This is a genomic window from Halonotius pteroides (genome assembly GCF_003605635.1).
GTDB classification, from domain to species: Archaea; Halobacteriota; Halobacteria; order Halobacteriales; family Haloferacaceae; genus Halonotius; species Halonotius pteroides.
In genome coordinates, this window is the sequence record NZ_QMDW01000004.1 from 93,321 (window position 1) to 111,929 (window position 18,609).

At 62.4% G+C, this 18,609-nt stretch carries 22 protein-coding genes; 11 read left to right on the forward strand and 11 right to left on the reverse strand.

Features of this window, described 5'->3' with window-relative positions; translation table 11 throughout:
- Window positions 1-36 precede the first annotated feature (36 nt).
- On the forward strand, window positions 37-849 hold the full coding sequence (gene dph5, locus DP106_RS04290; protein WP_120083633.1) for a diphthine synthase: 813 nt from the start codon (window positions 37-39) through the stop codon (window positions 847-849).
- Here dph5 and artA read toward each other — a convergent pair whose 3' ends face one another.
- The 4 genes from artA to grpE all read right to left on the reverse strand — a co-directional run bounded on the left by artA (window position 850) and on the right by grpE (window position 5,368).
- Window positions 850-1,869, reverse strand: coding sequence for an archaeosortase A (gene artA / locus DP106_RS04295; RefSeq protein WP_394343448.1), 1,020 nt, complete (start codon window positions 1,867-1,869; stop codon window positions 850-852).
- Window positions 1,870-1,935: 66 nt separating this feature from the next.
- Window positions 1,936-2,373: a universal stress protein gene (locus DP106_RS04300; RefSeq protein WP_120083635.1), complete on the reverse strand. Its 438-nt coding sequence runs from the start codon at window positions 2,371-2,373 to the stop codon at window positions 1,936-1,938.
- A gap of 217 nt (window positions 2,374-2,590) precedes the next feature.
- A complete protein-coding gene (gene dnaK, locus DP106_RS04305; RefSeq protein ID WP_120083636.1) occupies window positions 2,591-4,558 on the reverse strand; it encodes a molecular chaperone DnaK in 1,968 nt (655 codons plus the stop codon).
- A gap of 177 nt (window positions 4,559-4,735) precedes the next feature.
- Window positions 4,736-5,368, reverse strand: coding sequence for a nucleotide exchange factor GrpE (gene grpE / locus DP106_RS04310; protein WP_120083637.1), 633 nt, complete (start codon window positions 5,366-5,368; stop codon window positions 4,736-4,738).
- A 154-nt stretch (window positions 5,369-5,522) separates the two neighbouring features.
- Here grpE and DP106_RS04315 point away from each other — a divergent pair, with 154 nt between their 5' ends.
- Both DP106_RS04315 and DP106_RS04320 read left to right on the forward strand, forming a co-directional pair.
- Window positions 5,523-6,431, forward strand: coding sequence for an RsmB/NOP family class I SAM-dependent RNA methyltransferase (locus DP106_RS04315; protein ID WP_120083639.1), 909 nt, complete (start codon window positions 5,523-5,525; stop codon window positions 6,429-6,431).
- Window positions 6,428-6,958: a DUF7122 family protein gene (locus DP106_RS04320; RefSeq protein WP_120083640.1), complete on the forward strand. Its 531-nt coding sequence runs from the start codon at window positions 6,428-6,430 to the stop codon at window positions 6,956-6,958. Before DP106_RS04315 ends, DP106_RS04320 begins: the two co-directional genes overlap by 4 nt.
- 20 nt (window positions 6,959-6,978) lie before the next feature.
- Here the strand turns inward: DP106_RS04320 and DP106_RS04325 are convergent, their stop codons facing one another.
- Both DP106_RS04325 and DP106_RS04330 read right to left on the reverse strand, forming a co-directional pair.
- Window positions 6,979-7,209: a hypothetical protein gene (locus DP106_RS04325; RefSeq protein WP_120083641.1), complete on the reverse strand. Its 231-nt coding sequence runs from the start codon at window positions 7,207-7,209 to the stop codon at window positions 6,979-6,981.
- Between the two features lie 40 nt (window positions 7,210-7,249).
- A complete protein-coding gene (locus DP106_RS04330; RefSeq protein WP_120083642.1) occupies window positions 7,250-8,818 on the reverse strand; it encodes a DUF790 family protein in 1,569 nt (522 codons plus the stop codon).
- Window positions 8,819-8,933: 115 nt separating this feature from the next.
- Here DP106_RS04330 and aspS point away from each other — a divergent pair, with 115 nt between their 5' ends.
- Genes aspS through DP106_RS04345 form a run of 3 tightly spaced genes read left to right on the forward strand, consistent with a single transcriptional unit; the run spans window position 8,934 to window position 11,945 of the window.
- Window positions 8,934-10,238 (forward strand): aspartate--tRNA(Asn) ligase, encoded by a 1,305-nt coding sequence (gene aspS, locus DP106_RS04335; protein ID WP_120083643.1) that lies wholly within the window; start codon window positions 8,934-8,936, stop codon window positions 10,236-10,238.
- Window positions 10,239-10,280: 42 nt separating this feature from the next.
- Entirely contained in the window at window positions 10,281-11,144 is an 864-nt protein-coding gene (locus DP106_RS04340; protein ID WP_120083645.1) for a pantoate kinase, read from the forward strand.
- Window positions 11,145-11,201: 57 nt separating this feature from the next.
- Window positions 11,202-11,945 carry a 4-phosphopantoate--beta-alanine ligase gene (locus DP106_RS04345; RefSeq protein WP_120083714.1) on the forward strand — a complete coding sequence of 248 codons (744 nt, stop codon included), beginning with the start codon at window positions 11,202-11,204 and terminating at the stop codon, window positions 11,943-11,945.
- Here the strand turns inward: DP106_RS04345 and DP106_RS04350 are convergent.
- Entirely contained in the window at window positions 11,929-12,108 is a 180-nt protein-coding gene (locus DP106_RS04350; RefSeq protein WP_120083646.1) for a hypothetical protein, read from the reverse strand. The genes DP106_RS04345 and DP106_RS04350 overlap by 17 nt on opposite strands.
- Before the next feature lie 164 nt (window positions 12,109-12,272).
- On the opposite strand from DP106_RS04350, the gene DP106_RS04355 reads away from it, so the two are divergent.
- Window positions 12,273-12,467 (forward strand): cold-shock protein, encoded by a 195-nt coding sequence (locus DP106_RS04355; RefSeq protein ID WP_120083647.1) that lies wholly within the window; start codon window positions 12,273-12,275, stop codon window positions 12,465-12,467.
- A gap of 83 nt (window positions 12,468-12,550) precedes the next feature.
- On the opposite strand, the gene DP106_RS04360 is transcribed toward DP106_RS04355, so the two are convergent.
- Both DP106_RS04360 and DP106_RS04365 read right to left on the reverse strand, forming a co-directional pair.
- Window positions 12,551-13,030 carry a hypothetical protein gene (locus DP106_RS04360; protein ID WP_205738877.1) on the reverse strand — a complete coding sequence of 160 codons (480 nt, stop codon included), beginning with the start codon at window positions 13,028-13,030 and terminating at the stop codon, window positions 12,551-12,553.
- A 63-nt stretch (window positions 13,031-13,093) separates the two neighbouring features.
- The gene (locus DP106_RS04365; protein ID WP_120083648.1) at window positions 13,094-13,891 is read right to left on the reverse strand and encodes a sulfurtransferase; all 798 of its coding nucleotides are present in this window, start codon (window positions 13,889-13,891) and stop codon (window positions 13,094-13,096) included.
- 261 nt (window positions 13,892-14,152) lie between these two features.
- Here DP106_RS04365 and DP106_RS04370 point away from each other — a divergent pair, with 261 nt between their 5' ends.
- Together DP106_RS04370 and DP106_RS04375 are read left to right on the forward strand one after the other, a co-directional pair.
- Window positions 14,153-15,019 (forward strand): sulfurtransferase, encoded by an 867-nt coding sequence (locus tag DP106_RS04370; protein ID WP_120083649.1) that lies wholly within the window; start codon window positions 14,153-14,155, stop codon window positions 15,017-15,019.
- A 267-nt stretch (window positions 15,020-15,286) separates the two neighbouring features.
- Window positions 15,287-15,922, forward strand: a complete 636-nt coding sequence (locus DP106_RS04375; RefSeq protein ID WP_120083651.1) for a rubrerythrin family protein — start codon at window positions 15,287-15,289, stop codon at window positions 15,920-15,922.
- 7 nt (window positions 15,923-15,929) lie between these two features.
- On the opposite strand, the gene DP106_RS04380 is transcribed toward DP106_RS04375, so the two are convergent.
- Both DP106_RS04380 and DP106_RS04385 read right to left on the reverse strand, forming a co-directional pair.
- Window positions 15,930-16,151 (reverse strand): hypothetical protein, encoded by a 222-nt coding sequence (locus DP106_RS04380; RefSeq protein WP_133305094.1) that lies wholly within the window; start codon window positions 16,149-16,151, stop codon window positions 15,930-15,932.
- Window positions 16,152-16,182: 31 nt separating this feature from the next.
- On the reverse strand, window positions 16,183-16,668 hold the full coding sequence (locus tag DP106_RS04385) for a hypothetical protein (RefSeq protein WP_120083654.1): 486 nt from the start codon (window positions 16,666-16,668) through the stop codon (window positions 16,183-16,185).
- An 89-nt stretch (window positions 16,669-16,757) separates the two neighbouring features.
- On the opposite strand from DP106_RS04385, the gene DP106_RS04390 reads away from it, so the two are divergent.
- Window positions 16,758-17,879 (forward strand): pyridoxal phosphate-dependent aminotransferase, encoded by a 1,122-nt coding sequence (locus tag DP106_RS04390; RefSeq protein WP_120083716.1) that lies wholly within the window; start codon window positions 16,758-16,760, stop codon window positions 17,877-17,879.
- A 72-nt stretch (window positions 17,880-17,951) separates the two neighbouring features.
- Window positions 17,952-18,302 carry a 4a-hydroxytetrahydrobiopterin dehydratase gene (locus DP106_RS04395; RefSeq protein WP_120083655.1) on the forward strand — a complete coding sequence of 117 codons (351 nt, stop codon included), beginning with the start codon at window positions 17,952-17,954 and terminating at the stop codon, window positions 18,300-18,302.
- The last annotated feature ends 307 nt before the right edge of the window (window positions 18,303-18,609 follow it).

Consider the following 18,609-nt stretch of genomic DNA (forward strand, 5'->3'; position numbering starts at 1 on the left):
ACGGCGTTTATTCACCTCGCCACGCTCTGTCGGGGTATGCTGACGTTCATTGGGTTAGGGCTCTACGATGAGGGGTCGATCACCCGCGAGGGCGAGACCGCACTCCGGGCGGCCGACCGTGTGTTCGCGGAGTTCTACACCAGCCGCCTGCTTGGAGCCGATGTCGACGATCTCGAAGTCCACCACGGGATCGAGATCGAGGTTCGGGATCGCGCGGGCGTCGAACAAGATCCGGAACCGATCTTGCAGGCCGCTGCGGACGGCGATGTCGCCTTTCTCACCGCCGGCGATACGATGATCTCGACGACCCACGCCGATCTCCGGGTGCGAGCGGCCGACCGCGGGATCGACACCCGCGTGATCCACGGCGTTACCGCCGAAACCGCCGCCAGCGGGTTGACCGGGTTGCAAAACTACCGCTTCGGCAAGGCGGTCACGCTCCCGTTTCCCGGGCTGCACGGATCGGGCGACGTGCCCCCAAGCGTGGTCGACTCGATCGACGCCAACCGCGAGCGGGGGCTACACACGCTCGTCTATCTCGACATCAAGATCGACAGCCACCGCGAGCTCTCAGCCCTCGATACCGACGACCCCTATATGCGAGCCGATCACGCCGCCGGATTACTCGCAACCGACTGGGAAGACGAACTCGCTGTCGTCGTCGCTCGTGCCGGGAGTCCGGAGCCCGTCGTTGCTGCCGACCGGCTGTCAGTGCTGGCCGAGCGGTCGTTCGGTGACCCGCTGCATCTACTCGTTATTCCGGGTGAGCTCCACCACGTTGAGGCCGACGCGCTGGAGGCGCTGGCCGGCACACCAGTGCCGCACCTTCCAACTGAGTCGGATCGGTAATCAGTCACCCTGTTGTGCACCGGGCTGTTCAGCGACCGGCTCGCGCGGTAACTCTAAGGCAGCCTGCAGGTCGTGATCGTCGCCGGTGAGGAGGTAGAGGACATCCTCCAGAACGGTCAACAGCTCCGGTAGCTGTCGGGCCACGAGATAGGTGATCGCCATGAGCGCGACGACCGCGCCGAGTTGGCTGATGATGCGATCGGAAACAAGGAACGACACGCGATAGGGATTGGTCTCACCGAACAGGAACAATACCGCATCAGGAAACCAGTGCATCAACTGGTTGCCGGCGGCGATCGAGATGAAGGCGGTGCGGAACACGTTGAGCACGAAAATGATCGGTACGGCCACCGCCAGCGCGCGGAGCTTTCGGCGGAACGGGGCTCTTACGGCCGCAATAAGGCCGCTAAACACGGCGATGCTACCAAGACCAGTGCAAGCCAACACAATGTAGATGTTGTAGATGTGGCCGTCGCTCAACGTCCACTGGTAGGTTGCCATGAATCCTTCCGGGCTCTCGACGAGGGCCGGCGAGTAGCCAGCCGCCGAGATAATCCAGCCGGTGATAACAGTCGTGACTTCAATGAGATACTGTCGGGGGGCTGGTAGCGTGAGGCCACCAACCGTAATCGCCGGAATCGTCTCAAACGGGAGGTAGATGAATCCCATGACGGCGATCGCCCGCGAGAGGACGAACAGCGTCGTTCGCCCGGTGTAGAGCTCGTAGGCCGCATAGAAACACGCCGGCGCGCCGACCAACGCGAGCAGAGCCTCGACGAAGCTCTGGTGTTCAAACCACCAGAATGGCACCGAGTTGAGCCAAAAGAGTCCAAAGCCCACCCATGCGGTTGTCGCGGTCACCCGTGCCTGCTGCATGAGATCCGTCCCCGAGCGGCGGCCGTACCACTCGGTGACCCCGGCGGCCGCAAAGAGGAGCACGACGACCCAGATCAACGCATCTGAGAGTGGCCCCATCGTGAACAGCTCGTCGCGGAGCCACGCGACGGGGGAGCCGGTCATATCAGCCGGAAGGAGACAGCCTCATAAATCCCTTATTGTTGTGTGCGAAGATGCTGACCAGCCGTCTCAGTCGTCGGCTCGTTTGACCGTCATCACCGGTAGCTCGGTGTTTTGGATCACGCGTTCAGCGACACTGCCCATCAGGAGCCGATCCATCCCTGTTCGGCCGTTGGTACCCATCACGATGGTATCGGCGTCGATATCGTCGGCATACTCTGTGATCGTCTCGCCGGGCGCGCCCTCGCGAATACTCACAACTGTATCGAGCCCTGCCGAACTCGCGGCGTCGGCAACCGCATCGGTGATGCGTTCGCCCTCTTCTTGGAGTGTCCCTTTGATATGGTCACTGCCGAGCTTTGGGGCCATCTGACTCACGCGCTCGTGGTCGACGACGTAGAGAATATGCATGGCAGCGTCATGTTTATCGGCCAGATCGATCGCGTGGGATGCGGCTTCGCTGGCCGCCTCACTACCGTCGGTCGGGAACAACACCGTTTCGTACATGTCTCAACGTTTCCGTGCGCCGTTGTGAATTAATCGGTTTTGTGACTTCGCCGGCTGTCCGGCCTGCGTGCAGTCGCCGCAGTGCGACAACGGGAATGAACCGCTGGCAAAGACACCGGCTGTGACGCTCCTTGCTACGTTGACTGCGACAGATTCAACAGAAACAACGTCACTAACGGATGCAGAATAGGGTAACAGCCCAACAGCGCGTGGGGGCTTACTCGTCGTTTTCGTCGTCTTCGTCGGCGTCTTCGAAGTCAGCGTCAACGTACTCGTCGCCCTCTCCGTCAGCATCAGCAGCACCGCCTGCGCCGGCCGGGCCGGCACCATCGGGCCCGAAGCCGCCTTCGGGACCGCCCGCGCCGCCGGGGCCAGCCTGTGCCTGTTGGGCCTGTTGTTCGTACATCTGCTTGCCGATTTCCTGGAGCTCCTCGGAGAGCGACTCGGTCACGTCCTGTAGCTCCTCGGTTTCGGCGTCGTCGTTTTCGAGGACTGCCTCGACCTCCTCGATGGCGTCCTGAATGTCAGCCTCAAGATCGTCGTCGACCTGCTCTTCGTTCTCCTCAAGCAGGGATTCAGCGCGCTGAACCGCGCCCTCGGCCTCGTTGCGGGCTTCGATCCGCTCGCGGCGTTGCTGATCCTCTTCGGCGTGTTGCTCGGCTTCCTCCTGCATCCGCTCGACCTCCTCGTCGGAGAGCCCCGCGCCGCCTTCGATGGTGATCGACTCGGCGTTGCCCGAGCCCTGATCCTCGGCGGCAACGTTGACGATGCCGTCGGCGTCGATCGAGAACTCGACTTCGATCTGTGGCGTGCCTGCGGGTGCCGGTGGGATCCCGGATAGCATGAACTCTCCGAGCAGTTCGTTCTCCTCGGCGATCTCGCGTTCGCCTTGGAAGACGCGAACCTGCACCGACGTCTGGTTGTCCGCCGCCGTGGTGAAAACCTTCGAGGCGTCGGTCGGGATCGTGGTGTTCTTCTCGATCAGTCGCTCGAAGATGCCACCTTTGACCTCGATCCCGAGGCTCAGCGGTGTCACATCGAGCAGGACGATGTCGTCGACATCGCCGGCAAGGACGCCGCCCTGAATCGCCGCACCGAGTGCGACAGCTTCGTCGGGATTGACGTTTTTCTTTGGCTCTTGGCCGACGAGTTCCTCGACCTTGTCGGATACCTGCGGCATCCGGGTCGACCCACCGACCAAGATCACTTCGTCGATGTTGCCCGTGGATTTGTCGGCATCGTCGAGAGCCTGCTCGGTCGGCTCCACCGTTCGCTCGATGAGGTCTTTGGTGATGTTTTCGAACGTTGCCCGCGTGATCGACGTTTCGAGGTGAACCGGGCCAGAGTCGGTTGCCGTAATGAACGGGAGATTGATGTTGGCTTCCTTCCGGGAGGAGAGTTCGATCTTCGCTTCCTCGGCGGCCTCCTTGAGTCGCTGGAGGGCCTGCCGATCGTCGCGGAGGTCGATCCCGTGGTCGTCCACAAACTCGTCGGCGAGGTGGTCGATGATCGCCTCATCCCAGTCGTCGCCACCGAGGTCGTTGTCGCCGTTCGTGGCGACGACATCGTAGACGCCGCCGCCGAGTTCTAGCACAGAGACATCGAACGTCCCGCCACCAAGGTCGTAGACAAGAACGGTCTGATCGGATTCGTCATCGAGGCCGTAGGCCATCGACGCGGCGGTCGGCTCGTTGACGATGCGTTCGACCTCGAAGCCGGCGATCTCGCCGGCGTTCTTCGTCGCCTGTCGCTGCCGGTCGTTGAAGTACGCCGGCACGGTGATGACAGCTTTCTCAACATCGTGGCCGAGATACTCCTCGGCGTCGCGTTTGATCTTCTGGAGGATCATCGCCGAGATCTGCTCGGGCGTGTAACTGTCGTCATCGTCGCCGGACTGCGTCCGGCTGCCAGAGGCGTCTACCGACGCCTCGCTGATCTCGACCTCGTAGTCCTCCTCACCCATGTGGCGTTTGATGGACTCGATGGTGTCGTCGGGATTCTGGACGGCCTGATTTTTTGCTGGCTTCCCGATCAGCCGCTCGCCGTCGTCGTCGAAGGCGACGACCGAAGGGGTCGTCCGGTCGCCCTCGCCGTTGACGATGATCTCCGGGTCGCCACCCTCCATCACTGCAAACGCGCTGTTCGTGGTGCCAAGGTCAATACCGAGAATCTTCTCACTGGCCATCTTGGTCTGAACTACCGCCTTGGATCGGTTAAAGGTTACTAGACACGCCGACACAGACAAACCAACAACCAGACCGCTGTCTTGCGATTAGACCGGGAGATGAGCTGGGGTAGTCGGTGTATTTAAATAAACCGCAAGCCCACCGGTGGCGGTCACACAGCAGCATCGCTTGCGGTATTACCCGTCGGCGCTGACCGTCACCCGCGCCGGCTGGAGCACCTTGTCAGCCATCTCGTAGCCCTCTTGATAGATGTCGACGATGGTGCCTGCGGGCTGGTCGCTGTCAACACGCTGCATGACCTCATGGCGTTCAGGGTCGACCTCGTCGCCGGCCGCCGGCGAGATGAACGCGACATTTTCGTCTTCGAGTGCTCGATCAAACGATTCCAGCGTTGACTCGACGCCGGGACGGATGTCGGCAGCATCGTCTTGATCAAGTGCGCGAACCAGGTTGTCGCGGACATCGGTCAGCCGTTCGACCAACTCTTCGGTCGCCCGCGCCTTCATCTCCGCCTGTTGTTGCTTTGTTCGTTTCTTGTAGTTCTTGAAATCGGCTCGCGCCCGAGAGAGCTTCTCGGTGAGCTCGTCGATCTCGTTGTTCTTCTCGGCGACCGCATCCTCCAGTGCCTCGATCCGGGATCGAAGTTCCGTTGCTGGCTCGGTTGGTGTCTCATCGCTGTCGGTGAGACGGTCGAGGAGTTCGTCTGTAGACACGTCTTCGATAGCTTCGCTGTCGTCGGCTGCAGGCTCGTCGGCCCCAGCGTCCGTCTCGGAGGCTTCGTCTTCGACCGCTGCTGCGTCATCACTCATACACGAGCGGAAGCCCTTCGGCGGCTTAAGCGTTCAGAACCCTACTGGGGCATACGACAGCAGCGACCTACCCACCCGCTGGCGTCGGTCACGCAGATCACCCGACGGTCACACGGAGCGAAACCGACAAACCAGCGGCCGCAAAACGGACGCCATGAATCCCTTAGAGCGGTACGCCCCGCTCGTCGACGACGAAGCGGCATTTTTTGCGGCCTGCGAGCGACCGCTGCCCTCGGTCGTCCGCGTTAACACGATCAAAACTGCTCCAGAGCGCGCTCGTCGCGCGCTTGAGCATGAGGGTATCGAATACGAACCTGTCGGGTGGCACGACCAGCTTCTCCGGCTACCCGAGGCCACCCCGGGGACGAACTGGCCGTATTTCCACGGCTGGCTCCACGGCCAAGAGGAGGTTTCGGCGGTACCCGCACTCGTACTCGATCCACAACCCGGCGAGAGAATCTGGGATAGCTGTGCCGCACCGGGCAGCAAGACAACACAGCTGTCGGCGATAATGGACGACCGCGGGGTTGTCGTCGGCAACGACAACAATCTCGGCCGGCTCTCGTCGCTGCGGCACAACGCCGAACGCCTTGGCGTCACGAATCTCGTCGTTACCAACCAAGACGGCCGAAACTTTTCGTTCAATCCCTTCGAGTTCGATGAGTTCGACCGTGCTATCGTTGACGCGCCCTGTTCCTGTGAGGGAACAGTTCGCAAAAATCCGACGACACTGGAGGAGTGGACGCTGGAGCATGTTCACAGCGTCGCCGCCGTCCAGAAAGGTATCCTCTCGCGGGCCGTCCAGGCGACCAAGCCGGGCGGCACGGTCGTCTACTCAACGTGTACGTTCGCCCCAGAGGAAAACGAGGCCGTGGTTGATCACGTCCTCGAAACCGAGGACTGTGAGGTCGTTGGCTTCGACTGTCCGCTCGATTCGGTCTCCGGTATCACCGAGTGGGAAGACGACAGCTACGATTCGAGTGTCAAGCAAACCCATCGGATCTACCCCCATCTCAACGATACCGGCGGCTTCTACTGTGCGAAACTGGAGGTGGGCGGATGAGCGGCGAGACTGAAAACGTCGGCCAGCAGTTCGGCCGCTTGCCGGCGACGGCGGCCGATCGTGAGGTTGAGGGGCGAGTCTCACGCGAGGCGGTACTCGGGTTCTTTGCCAACCGATTCGGCATTGATCCCGCCGTCTTCGAGGGGTTTTCATTCTGGGAGAAAGGCAAAGGCAAGATCTGGATCTTCGCCGCCGACGCGCCGAGCCCGATCCGCGTCGAGGGTCTCGGGATGACCGTGCTGCGAACTCGGCAGGAACACTGGAAGCCGACCCAGAGCGCGATCCAGCGGTTCGGCGGCCACGCGTCGAAAAACGTCATCGAGATCGGCGGCGAAGCCGCCGCGGCGTTCGCCCGCGGCGAGGATCAGGAACTCGACTGGGACGGCGACTGGGGGTACCTTATCGCGGCCCGTGACGTTGGTGGCGAACGCGAGCCGATCGGTGTTGGACTGTACGTCTACGGGGAGTTGCGATCAACTGTGCCGAAAGGCAATCAGGAATCGTTGCCGCCGCTGGCGGCGGAGTAGGTGTCGTTGCGACCGCCGAATTAGGCGGTGTCGCCGTCGAGAGCGCGGCTCGTGATTCGGTCGCCGTACCGGTGATACAGCAGTGTGAGCGCGATGCCGGCCGGCGACCAGCGGTAGGCGAGGACGGCGACACCGAGCAGCACCGCACCGAGGCGTCGGTTCCCACTGAGCACCGCCCGGAGGCCGGTGACGACGACGGAGAGCACGCTGAACAACCGCGTCCAAGTGGAGGCAAACAGTTTGGAGAGCATCACAGGTCTGCTTCGGGACGACACGTAAAAAGAGGACGGCTCACTCGTCGGTTTCATGCTCTCGCTTTTCGAGCGTCCCGCCCGAGAGCCCGTCCCACACGACACGGTAGTCGACCGCCGACAGCACCGCGCTGGTGTCGGTCAGCTCGTAGTCGTCCAACACGGATTCGGCCTCCGACAGCGACATGCCGGCAGAGAGCTCCGCAGAAACCGTTGCCAACACCGGTGGCCGAACCAGCAGCTGCCCGAGTCGCTCGTGTTCCGGGAACGCTTGGTTCTCGATCGCATCGACAGACACACCGTACGTGTCGGCGACAGCTGCCAGCGTTGTCACATCATCGCTGGGCTGAATTGTGGCTGGCAGGTCGGCAGTCGCGTCGGCAACGAGATCAGCCTCGTACGCCTGGAGTCCGTCAACGACGTCTTTGACGCGCACCGACCCGGAGTAGGGGATCGCACGGTGGTCGCTTGCGGCGATTGCCTCGCCGACGCCCAGCGATTCGTCGACGGCGACGATGAGTTCGACAGCCTCCACACCGGCCAGTTGGCCGAGTTTCTTTTCGACGTACGCCGGTGTCCAAAACCCCATCACCTCGAAGTAGACCCGAAAGTCGGCGAATCGATAATCGAAGGCGAAATCCGGAATCATCACGCGTGATCCCGTTTCTAACAGATCCGGCTCCCGGCGAAGCTCCCAGTCGAGATCAAGAGCCTCAAACCGCGCGGCGAACTCGCGTTCGACGCCGCTGTCATAACTCGGCTCAGCAACAGGCTCGACGCCCGGCACCGACACGTCACCGGCCTGGAGCGTCATCTCGCGGTCGGTGCCGTGGTCGTCGACGGTCGCTGTCAACTGCCACTCGGTTGTACCCGCGACCGACCGCAACAAGCGGGCAAAAGCGGTGCCGTACCGCCTGGTACGCCGAAAGAGCCGGTCGGGGCCGGTGACGACGACCGTTCGCTGATCGGCCAGTGGGCCGTCGCTGTCATCCGCATTGTCGCCGTCGTTCGCGTCGTTGTTGGGCTGTTCGATCTCGTACATCAGTCCGAGCCGCTTGACGGCCGTGATCAACGCTCGCGGGTCGTCGCTTTTAAGCCGTACCTCGGTCGCGTCGAACAGCGCGGTCTGGGCCAGCGAAAGATTGTACTGCTCGATGAGTGTGTCGGGATCCCACCGGGAGTCGAAGGTTGCGAGTCGCTGATTGCAGTCGCGGTCGGCATACAGTGAGTCCTCGATGGCGGTGGGTTCGACCGCAAGATCGTTGCTCGCCCGCGCGATCGCCTGCTCGCGTTCGTCGTCGTTGGCGACGCCGACGGCCTCGGCGGCCCCGAAGGCGACCCGGCGAGCCCGCTCGGGCGGCAGTGGTGTGTCGGTCTCGAAGGTGGCCTCGCGGTCGAGTAGGGCGGCAAACCCCCGAACAAGCTTGAAATCCTCCGTCTCACGTTCGATCTCGTCGACCGCCCTCTCAAGGGTTTTGCGTCGCTCACCGACGTGGCCCTGATAGGTGCCAATGAGCGTGGCCGCAAGCCGACGGCGTTCCAGACCGATGACCTCGGGACGGTAGCGACCGCCGCGGCGAGAGACCCGGAGGAGATCCTTCGTCAGCACGCCCCTCTGTTCATCGTGTGGTGGTAAAAACACCCCGAGGCACAGACCGCGTCGCACCGGTGGTGGCGCAGCCGGAATCAGCCGAGTTTAAGGGCAGCGGCCGACAGCATCGGGTATGGAAAACCGAACGTACACGGCCGACGCCGACCCCGGTGAGTCGGTGACGGTCGCCGGCTGGGTGCACGAACTCCGCGATCTCGGCGGCATCGCCTTTCTTATCCTGCGCGATACGACGGGCAAGATTCAGATCAAGTTCGAGAAAGACGAGATGGACGACGGTCTCGTCGAGACCGGCCTCAACGTCGCCCGCGAGAGCGTCATCTCGGTCACCGGCGACGTTGACGAGGAGCCACGCGCCCCCACGGGCGTCGAGATCACGCCCGACTCGGTCGAGGTCGTCGCCGAGGCCGACACCGAACTCCCGCTTGATCCATCCGGCAAGGTCGACGCCGACCTCTCGACGCGGCTCGACAACCGGACGCTCGACCTCCGGAAGGCGGAGGTGCAGGCGATCTTCACGATCCGCGCGGAGATCCAGCACGCCGCCCGCGAGACGTTCCGCGAGCTGGACTGCACCGAGATCAACACGCCGAAGATCGTCGCCACCGGCACCGAGGGCGGCACGGAACTGTTCCCGATCACCTACTTCGGCGAGGAGGCCTTTATGAATCAGAGCCCGCAGCTGTTCAAACAGCTGATCGCCGGCTCGAACGTCGAGCGCGTCTTCGAGATCGGCCCGATCTTCCGCGCCGAGGAACACAACACGCCGCGACACCTCAACGAGGCGACCTCTATCGACTTCGAGGGGGCCTTCTGCGACCAGCACGAGGCGATGGATGTGGCCGAAGCCGTCGTCACCGCCGTCTATGAGGCCGTCGACGCCAACTGCTCTGAGGAACTCGACGCCCTCGGGCTTGCCGAGGAGTTCGAAGTCCCCTCAGGCGAGTTCCCGCGGCTCAGCTACGAGGAGGCCATCGAGCGTATCAACGCGACCGGCGAACTCGACGAGCAACTGCTGTGGGGTGACGACCTGCCGACCGAAGGCGAGGTCGCCCTCGGCGAGGATGTCGGCGAACACTACTTTATCACCGACTGGCCCAGCGAGATCAAGCCGTTCTACATCATGGATCAGGACGACGACGACCAGCTGTCTACCGGGTTCGACCTGATGCATCCACGGATGGAACTCGTCTCCGGCGGCCAGCGTGAACACCGCTACGACCACCTGATCGAAGGCTTCGAACAACAGGGTCTCGACCCCGAGGCCTTCGACTACTACACGAAGATGTTCAAATACGGGATGCCGCCGCACGCCGGCTTCGGCCTCGGCGGCGAGCGACTCGTGATGACGCTGCTCGGCTTGGACAACATCCGTGAGGGCGTGCTCTTCCCACGGGATCGGCAGCGACTGAGCCCATAGCGGCGGCTGTCGATCACCCAGAAGGCGCTACAATCAGTACCAATGCAACAGGCCGATTACTCCTCGGCGACGGTGTTCGTCCCAGGGCATATCACCGGTTTCTTCAGCGCGCAGACGGCCGCCACCTGTGCACAGGCGGGCAGCCGCGGGGCCGGGATCGCGCTCACCGACGGTGTCGAGGTAACAGTCACCCCTGGCTCGGGACTCCAACTCAACGGCGAGGAAATCGAGATGCTGCCCGTCGGTGACGTGTGCACTCGCCTTGGGGTCGATGCCGCCGTCGACGCCACCACGTCGCTGCCGCTCGGTGCGGGGTTCGGGGTCTCCGGCGCGCTCGCGCTCGGCACCGCCCTCGCGGCCAACGCCGTCTTCGACTGCGGCAAAAGCGAAAACGAGCTGATCACGATGGCCCACTGCGCGGAAGTCGAGGCCGGCACCGGGCTGGGCGACGTGGTTGCACAGGCCCGCGGCGGGCTGCCGATCCGGATCGATCCGGGCTCGCCGAGTCATGGCCGAGTTGACGGAGTGGCCGCTCGCCCACGGATCGAGTACATCAGCTTCGGTGAGGTATCGACCGAAACGGTACTCGCCGGCGATACCGACGACCTGACTCGTGCCGGTGAATCCGCACTCAGCCACCTCTTGGAGCGACCGACGCTTAGTCGATTTATGACTGCCTCTCGTGAATTCGCTGATGACGCGGGACTTGTGACCGAGGAGGTGGCTACGGCTATCGACGCCGTTGCGAAGGCCGACGGTGACTCAGGCGATGATATTGACAGTAGTGCTGCGATGGCAATGCTCGGCAATACTGTGTTTGCGACCGGCACGGGACTCTCTGCGGCTGGCTACGACGCCCAACAGTGCCGGGTTGACGCCGGTGGGGCGCGGCTGTGTGACTCATAGGTGTGGCTGGCGACCCCGAAGAGCGAACGTTTTGCCGCCGGAGCCGAAAACCCGACAATGAGCGAGATCGAGCTGCCGGCGGATCACCCGCGGTATGCGTCGTTGCTGACGCGGCACCGGATCGAGGACGGCGTCGAGAAGGGGATCACAAGCAAACAGGGGCTGATCGCCCAGGGTCGCGGCGAGGCCTTCGACTATCTGTTGGGTGAGCAAACAATCCCGAGTGCCGACAGGGCCGAACGTGCCGCGGCCGCCCAGTTGTTGCTGGCCGACCACCCGGTGCTCTCGGTCAACGGCAACGTCGCTGCGTTGGTCGCCCCCGAGATCGTCGACCTCGCCGCGGCTGTCGACGCCGACATCGAGGTCAACCTGTTCAATCGTACCGAGAAACGAATGGAGGCCATCGCCGCTCACCTCCGCGAACACGGTGCCGACGCGGTGAAAGGACTCACCGCCGACGGCCGTATCCCGAACCTGAGCCACGAGCGCGCGAAGGTCGACGCCGACGGGATCGGCGCGGCCGACGTGGTTGTGGTACCACTGGAAGACGGCGACCGCGCCGAGGCGCTTGCCGATCTCGACAAAACCGAGATCGTCATCGACCTGAATCCGCTCTCTCGATCCGCTCAGACGGCAGCGATCCCGATCGTCGACAACATCATTCGCGCCGTGCCAACGATGACCGAGCACGCCGAGGAACTGCACGGCTCAGCGTCGGAGACACTCAACACCATTGTCGATCAGTTTGCGGCCAGCGACGCCCTGACGGCCGCCGAGGAAGCGATCAGAACTGGTGTGTGATAACGGTTCCACCCGGCGAAACCTCAACGAGATCCGGGGCGAGAAAGATGAGGCCAACGACGCCAGCGATACCAGCAGCGATGAGCAACAGGAGAGCCACCATAATCGGCCCAAAGCCGAAATCCCGTCCACTCGGCCTGCTGAGTGGGTCGTCGTCTGACATACGCCCGCGTTCGCCGCTCAACTATTTAAATCCGTGTGACAGCGGCCGCCGGTCGTCAACGAGATTGCCATGACGGCGGTACTGCCGCGGGTGAACCCCACGATCCGGGGTGACCCATACATATTTGTACCAGAGCGTCATTTATTCACATGGAGTAGTTGCGAATGGCACAAGGTACGGTTGCGTTCTTCAACGATACAGGCGGTTACGGATTCATCGAAACAGACGAGTCGGACGACGACGTGTTCTTCCACATGGAAGATGTCGGTGGCCCTGATCTCGAGGAGGGTCAAGAAGTTGAATTCGACATCGAACAGGCAGACAAAGGCCCCCGCGCGACGAACCTACAGCGGTTGTAGCGGTCGACGATCGGGGTTTCGTATTTTTCGCGCCCGGAGCGGCGCGGCTGTGTTGTGAGATGCGTGTCGATAGCTCATGCCAGTTAGTCGGCCGCCTCATCGTCAGTGTCAGCCGTCGACCCGAGTGCGCGTACCGTGACGGTGACCGCGCCGTCAGCCGTTTCGATCGTCGCCTTGTCGGCGATCGAGGCAGAAACAGAGTCACGCCAGGCAGCCAGTCGTTTCGCGTGGGTTTCCTGATGCTGCTCCGTGTTGACTGCCGCCGGGGAATCTAACTCGGCGGCTGTGTCCGCGGCGGTTGGATACGCCGGGAGCGGCTCAACCAGTACCCGAGGATCGACAAGGATCGGATCGGGGCCATCGTAGGAGCCTGCGGTGCCGGCGACGTGGAGCCGAGCGCGCATGCGGCTACTGAACGGTGGGGTGACCCGCAGCACTGTTTCACGTCCGGTGCCCAGTGTCGCTTCCAGCGCCGTCACGACATCCTCAACGGTGACGACGAGATATTCGATGACAGCTGGATCGGCTGTCTCAGGTGGGTCGTCGGCGGGTCGATCAGACATGTACCCGGGTTCGGCGTCAACCGCGTAAACGGTGTCGGCGAGGTGTGACAATATCCGCCGTGGTCACACGAGCGATTCGGTCGCGCCGCCGGCAGCCGTCCAGTCGGTCATACTCCCTTCGTAGATGGCAACATCGGTAAACCCGAGTGAGCGAAGCATCACAAAGGTGTGGCTGAGGCGGCGAGACGTGTTGCAGTAAAGAATAATCCGGTGGTCACGGTCAGTGCTGATCCCGCGATCGGCCAGCAGGGTCTCAATCTCGGCGGCCGACCTGACCCCACGGCTCTCGTCGTCGACAAACTCTCGCCAGTCGATGCGGATCGCCCCCGGAATGTGTTGTTCCTCATACTCGGTTTCATCACGGGTGTCAAGCAGCGTTACCGTCTCATCATCGATCACCGTCTCAACAGCCGCCCGATCGACGATCGGCGCCGTTGTTGCGAGGCCATCGATCGCGTAGGTGACGGACTCGACCGTCGGCGACTCGGTCGTCGTCTCGAAGGCTCGCTGCCAGGAGCTAAAGTCACCGTTAAGTAAGGCGACGTTCTCATGGCCGTAAGCGAGGGCCGTCAGGAGGAGTCTGGCGGCGAAGACGCCGTGGGTATCATCGTAGGCGACGATGGTGTCGCCGGGGGCGATGCCGGCCTCGCTGAGCAACTGAGCGAAGGCGTCGGCACCGGGGAGTGTCCCTGGGTCGCCGCTGTCAGCGTCGCGATAGCTGTCGAACGGGATGTTTACTGCCCCGGGAAGGTGGCCGATCGAGTCGTACGCCCACGGTTCACGAACGTCGACGATATGGACTGATGGGTCGTTCTGGTGGTCGGCAAGCCACGCAGGATCGACCAAGGATGTCTCAGGCATACACGCTGTTTGTCACCCGGATCATTCAACTGTTCGCCGCGGTCGATGGCCGCCGGTGTTCGCGGATAGCGGATATATTTGCTCGTTGTTGTCGAGTCCCAGTGGGCTACCAGCCGGACGGCGTGGACTGCGGCGACCCCAACGACAGCAGCTGTCGACAGCTTAGGTCGATGCCTGCAAAAATATCCGGGATCGTTTAGGACCGGTCGAAACCACCGTTGCGTGTAGGATTATACGGGTAGGGGATATAGAAATCCATGTATGTCATCAGACTACGCAAACGACGTGCTTGTCACGGCCGACTGGGTCGAGGACAATCTGGACGCCTTCCAGAGCGACGACCCCGACCACCGACTTGTCGAGGTTGATGTCGACACCGAGGCCTACGGGGAAGGCCACGCCCCTGGTGCTATCGGCCTCAACTGGGAAACAGATCTGCAGGATCAGACCACCCGTGACATTCTCACGAAGGAGGATTTCGAGGAGCTACTGGGTGCCCACGGCATCACCGAGGACTCAACGGTCATCCTCTACGGTGACAACGCCAACTGGTTTGCGGCCTACACCTACTGGCAGTTTAAATACTACGGTCACGACGACGTGAAACTCCTTGATGGCGGGCGTGAATACTGGGTCGAAAACGACTACACGACGACCGATGAGGAACCATCGTTCGCTGCCCAAGAGTACACCGCTTCCGGCCCACGGGAATCGATCCGCGCCTACCGCGACGATGTCGAGAATGCCATCGATCGTGGCCTGCCGCTCGTCGACGTGCGCTCCCCCGAGGAGTTCACGGGTGAGATTCTCGCGCCAACCGGCCTCCAAGAGACCGCCCAGCGCGGCGGCCACATCCCGGGTGCCCAGAACATCTCGTGGGCAGCCGTCACCAACGACGACGGGACATTCAAAGACGCCGACGAGATCGAAGAACTCTACGCCGACAAGGGTATCAGCGGCGACGAGACAACCGTCGCCTACTGCCGTATCGGCGAGCGATCGTCGGTTGCTTGGTTCGCGCTACACGAACTCCTCGGCTACGACGACACCATCAACTACGATGGCTCGTGGACCGAGTGGGGGAACCTCGTTGGCGCGCCCATCGAAACGGGCGAGGCTGACGACTAACGCGAGACTCGACCAACGGGAGAGTCTCGGTTTGAGCGAGCGGGCATTGCCCGCGAGCAAGCGAAGGCGGAGGCCTCGAATCGGAGCGGGGAGGCATCGCCGACCCGCGAAGACGGGCAAAGCCGACGACTGAGCGACATCGTTCCCTGAGTTGGCAGCAACACTCACACACCGAATCCGCTTATTTTTGCGCGACTCCAGTCACCCAACTGTAACCGTGTGACCAAACCGGTAGGACTCAAGACCCCTCATCGTCTATCAGCACGTATGACCGACAGCGATCTCATTGACAGCGTCAGTGAGGCCAACCAGACGGCACTCTCACGGCTTGGCTCCTCAAAATCTCTCTATGCTGAGACGAATGGCGAGCTTGACCCTGATCCCGTCCTGCGGGCGGCCGCCATCGCCGAGGATGCCGCCAGCGAAACCTTCGCCGCCTGGGCCGACGATGAGGAACACACCGAGGCAGCCGACTGCTTTGCGACCGTCGCCGACGAGGAGGCTGCCCACTACAAAACAGTTGCCGCCGAACTCGACGACCCACCGCGGGCTGCCGATGGCGAGACGCCGGCGATCCAGTCGGTGCTGCGAGCGTTCGATGACACGGTCAAACGCGTTGGCGGGCTCGTCGGACGTTGTCTCGTCGCCAAGAAATCAAAGGAGCAGTACACGGGCTACTTCACCGGCGAGGCTGACCCCCAGACAGCCAGCCTCTTCCGGGGGCTCGGCAACGACGTTGGCGAGCAGATTGAGTCGGCTGCGGATCTTCTCGACGCGGTCTGTGAAACCGAGGACGACCGCGAGCGCGCCCACGATGCCGCAAGCGAGGCGATTCAGGCCGCCTACGACGAGTACACCGAATCACTGGAAGCGATGGGTGTCAACCCCAAGCCGGTCTGCTAACCGATCGCTACGCCTCGCGGTCTGCGGTTTCTGGTGGGCTCACAGCCTCGAAATAGCCGAACAGCCCGACCGCCAGCGCGATATAGTAGATGGGCTGTGGCCACGCCGCTGGTGTCTGCTCCCACAACAACGAGATCCCGATAAACAGGATTGCTGACGCCGCTATGTCTTCGAGAAGGTTCGTCTGCAGCGCGTAGAGGCGTTCGACGATCACGCGTAGTCGACTCACGACTGAGCGAACAGACCCCGGAGGCAAAACACTACTCCTGAACGATCGCCGGAATGCCGTCATCAGCGACCGGTTCGTCGCGGTCAGTTCGGTACAGCAGGGCTAAGACGACCGCAAGCGTCGTCTCCAGTATCTTTGAGACGACACCGAGCTCGTCTGCCCGCATGTGGTCAAGAAGCACCTGCCAGGCGGGCTCGGTGTGGCTGATCGGCTCGGGGCCCCACGGCCAAAACCCGCCGTGTTCGAGCCCAGTGTGCCACAATCCATAGCCGACGATGTAGGTTCCCATGAGCGCGATCCCGGCCAGATAGATCGCCCGCTCGTTGCGTCCGTCAAGGACGCGAGCGATGCCGAGGACGATCATGACCGCCGAGGCAACGAAGAGAAACGGCCGCGGATCGGGGGCCCGACCAACCTGAAGATACAACACCAGCCGTGGAAACCCCCAGTAGACGTGGATCGCCGCGACCGCAAGCGCGAGCGCGCCGGCAGCATACCGCAGTCCGGAACGTGCCATACCAGCCGTATGACCGAGCGATGCCTGAGCGTTTCGATCATCGCCGCCAAGTGCGAAAGGCTATGGGCGCGGTCGCCCCGTATATTGGTATGAGCCGATTTGCCGACCGTGTGGAACGGATTTCGATTAGTGGGATTCGAGATGTCTTCGAAGCCGCCGGCGACGACGCGATCAACCTCGGGTTGGGGCAGCCGGATTTCCCGACCCCAGAACATGCCCGCCAAGCCGCTGTCGACGCCATCGAAGCCGGCAAGGCCGACGACTACACCGAAAACAAGGGGCTCCCGGAGCTCCGCAACGCTATCGCCACAAAATACGAGCGCGATCAGGGCCTCGATATCGACCCTGACGATGTGATCGCGACCTCCGGCGGTAGCGAAGCGTTACACCTCGCGCTGGCTGCCCATGTTGACGCCGGCGAGGAGGTCATCATCCCGGATCCGGGCTTTGTCTCCTACGACGCGCTGACAAAACTCGTCGGCGGCGAGTCGATACCGGTCGGGCTGCGCGAGGATCTGACGCTCGATCCCGCGGCTGTCGAGGACGCCATCACCGACGACACCGCGGCGTTCGTGATTAATTCGCCGGCCAATCCGACCGGCGCGGTCGCCAGCGAAGCCGACATCCGCGCGTTTGCCCGGATCGCCGACGAACATGACGTGGTCTGTGTCTCCGATGAGGTCTATGAGTACACGGTCTTCGAGGGCGAACACCACTCGCCACTGGAGTACACCGAGGGCGACAACATCGTCGTTGTCAACTCAGCCTCAAAGCTGTTTTCGATGACCGGGTGGCGACTCGGCTGGGTGACCGCCAGCAGCGACCGGGTCGAACGGATGTTGCGCGTTCACCAGTACACCCAGGCCTGCGCGAGCGCGCCCGCCCAGTTTGCTGCCGAGGCCGCCCTCACCGGGCCCCAAGACGTAGTCAGCGAGATGACCGACTCATTCCGTCGTCGCCGTGATCTCTTGCTTGATGGATTGGCCGAACACGACATCGAGTGTCCAACTCCTCACGGTGCGTTTTATGCCATGCCGCGGGTGCCGGACGGCTTCGTTGAGGAGTGTATTGACCGAGGTGTGATCGTTGTTCCGGGTGATGCCTTCGGCGAGCAAGGCGCGGGCCTGGCGCGGATCTCGTATGCGACCGACGAGGACGCGCTCGGCGAGGCCATCGAGATCATGGGTGAGGCGGCGGCTGCGGTTCGATAGCCGACAGAAGCTCTCGGGTTGCCTGTTGCTGTAGCGTCAAGATACAAACCCGTGGGGCGCGTTGCACGGGGTATGGTATCAGATCTAGCAGCCGAACCGGTCGAGGACACCAGCGACGATCAAGAACCGTTTGATGAAGACGCGACCCAACGGTATCTCGCGGAACTCGACACCGGCGTCTGGGATGTCATCGATGGCCACCATCTGGAAGCAACCTACGAGTTCGACGATTTCCGAGATGCCTTGGAGTTCACCTACGCCGTTGGCGAACTCGCCGAGGATGAGTGGCACCACCCGGATCTCAGCCTGACGTGGGGTGAGGTTGGCGTCGAACTGTTCACCCACGAGATCGATGGGCTCCGCAAAGCCGACTTCGTGATGGCCGCAAAGATGGACGAGATATACGCCGACCACGAGCTGTAACGCAGTGATCACAAAGCTCAGGGAGAATCTCTGCTCAGCTTCGTTGATTCCGTGTAGCCGGGTATATGTACGGGTACGTTGCCGTCAGTTCGTTGCTGCTGATCCGGCGAAACAGCAGCTACGGCCTGATACCCCCGAGAAATGGGATTGTTTCGCCGTCCCCAAACTGTCACCCCTCGGTGATAGGCCCGGAAGCCGCGGTACACTATTCCGTGATAGCTGCCCGAATAAAGACGAATCAAAACGTGTCTGCGTCTGAACAGTATCACACTCCTGGGACGTTTTAGCTGTAAGCAGGCGGTAAGTA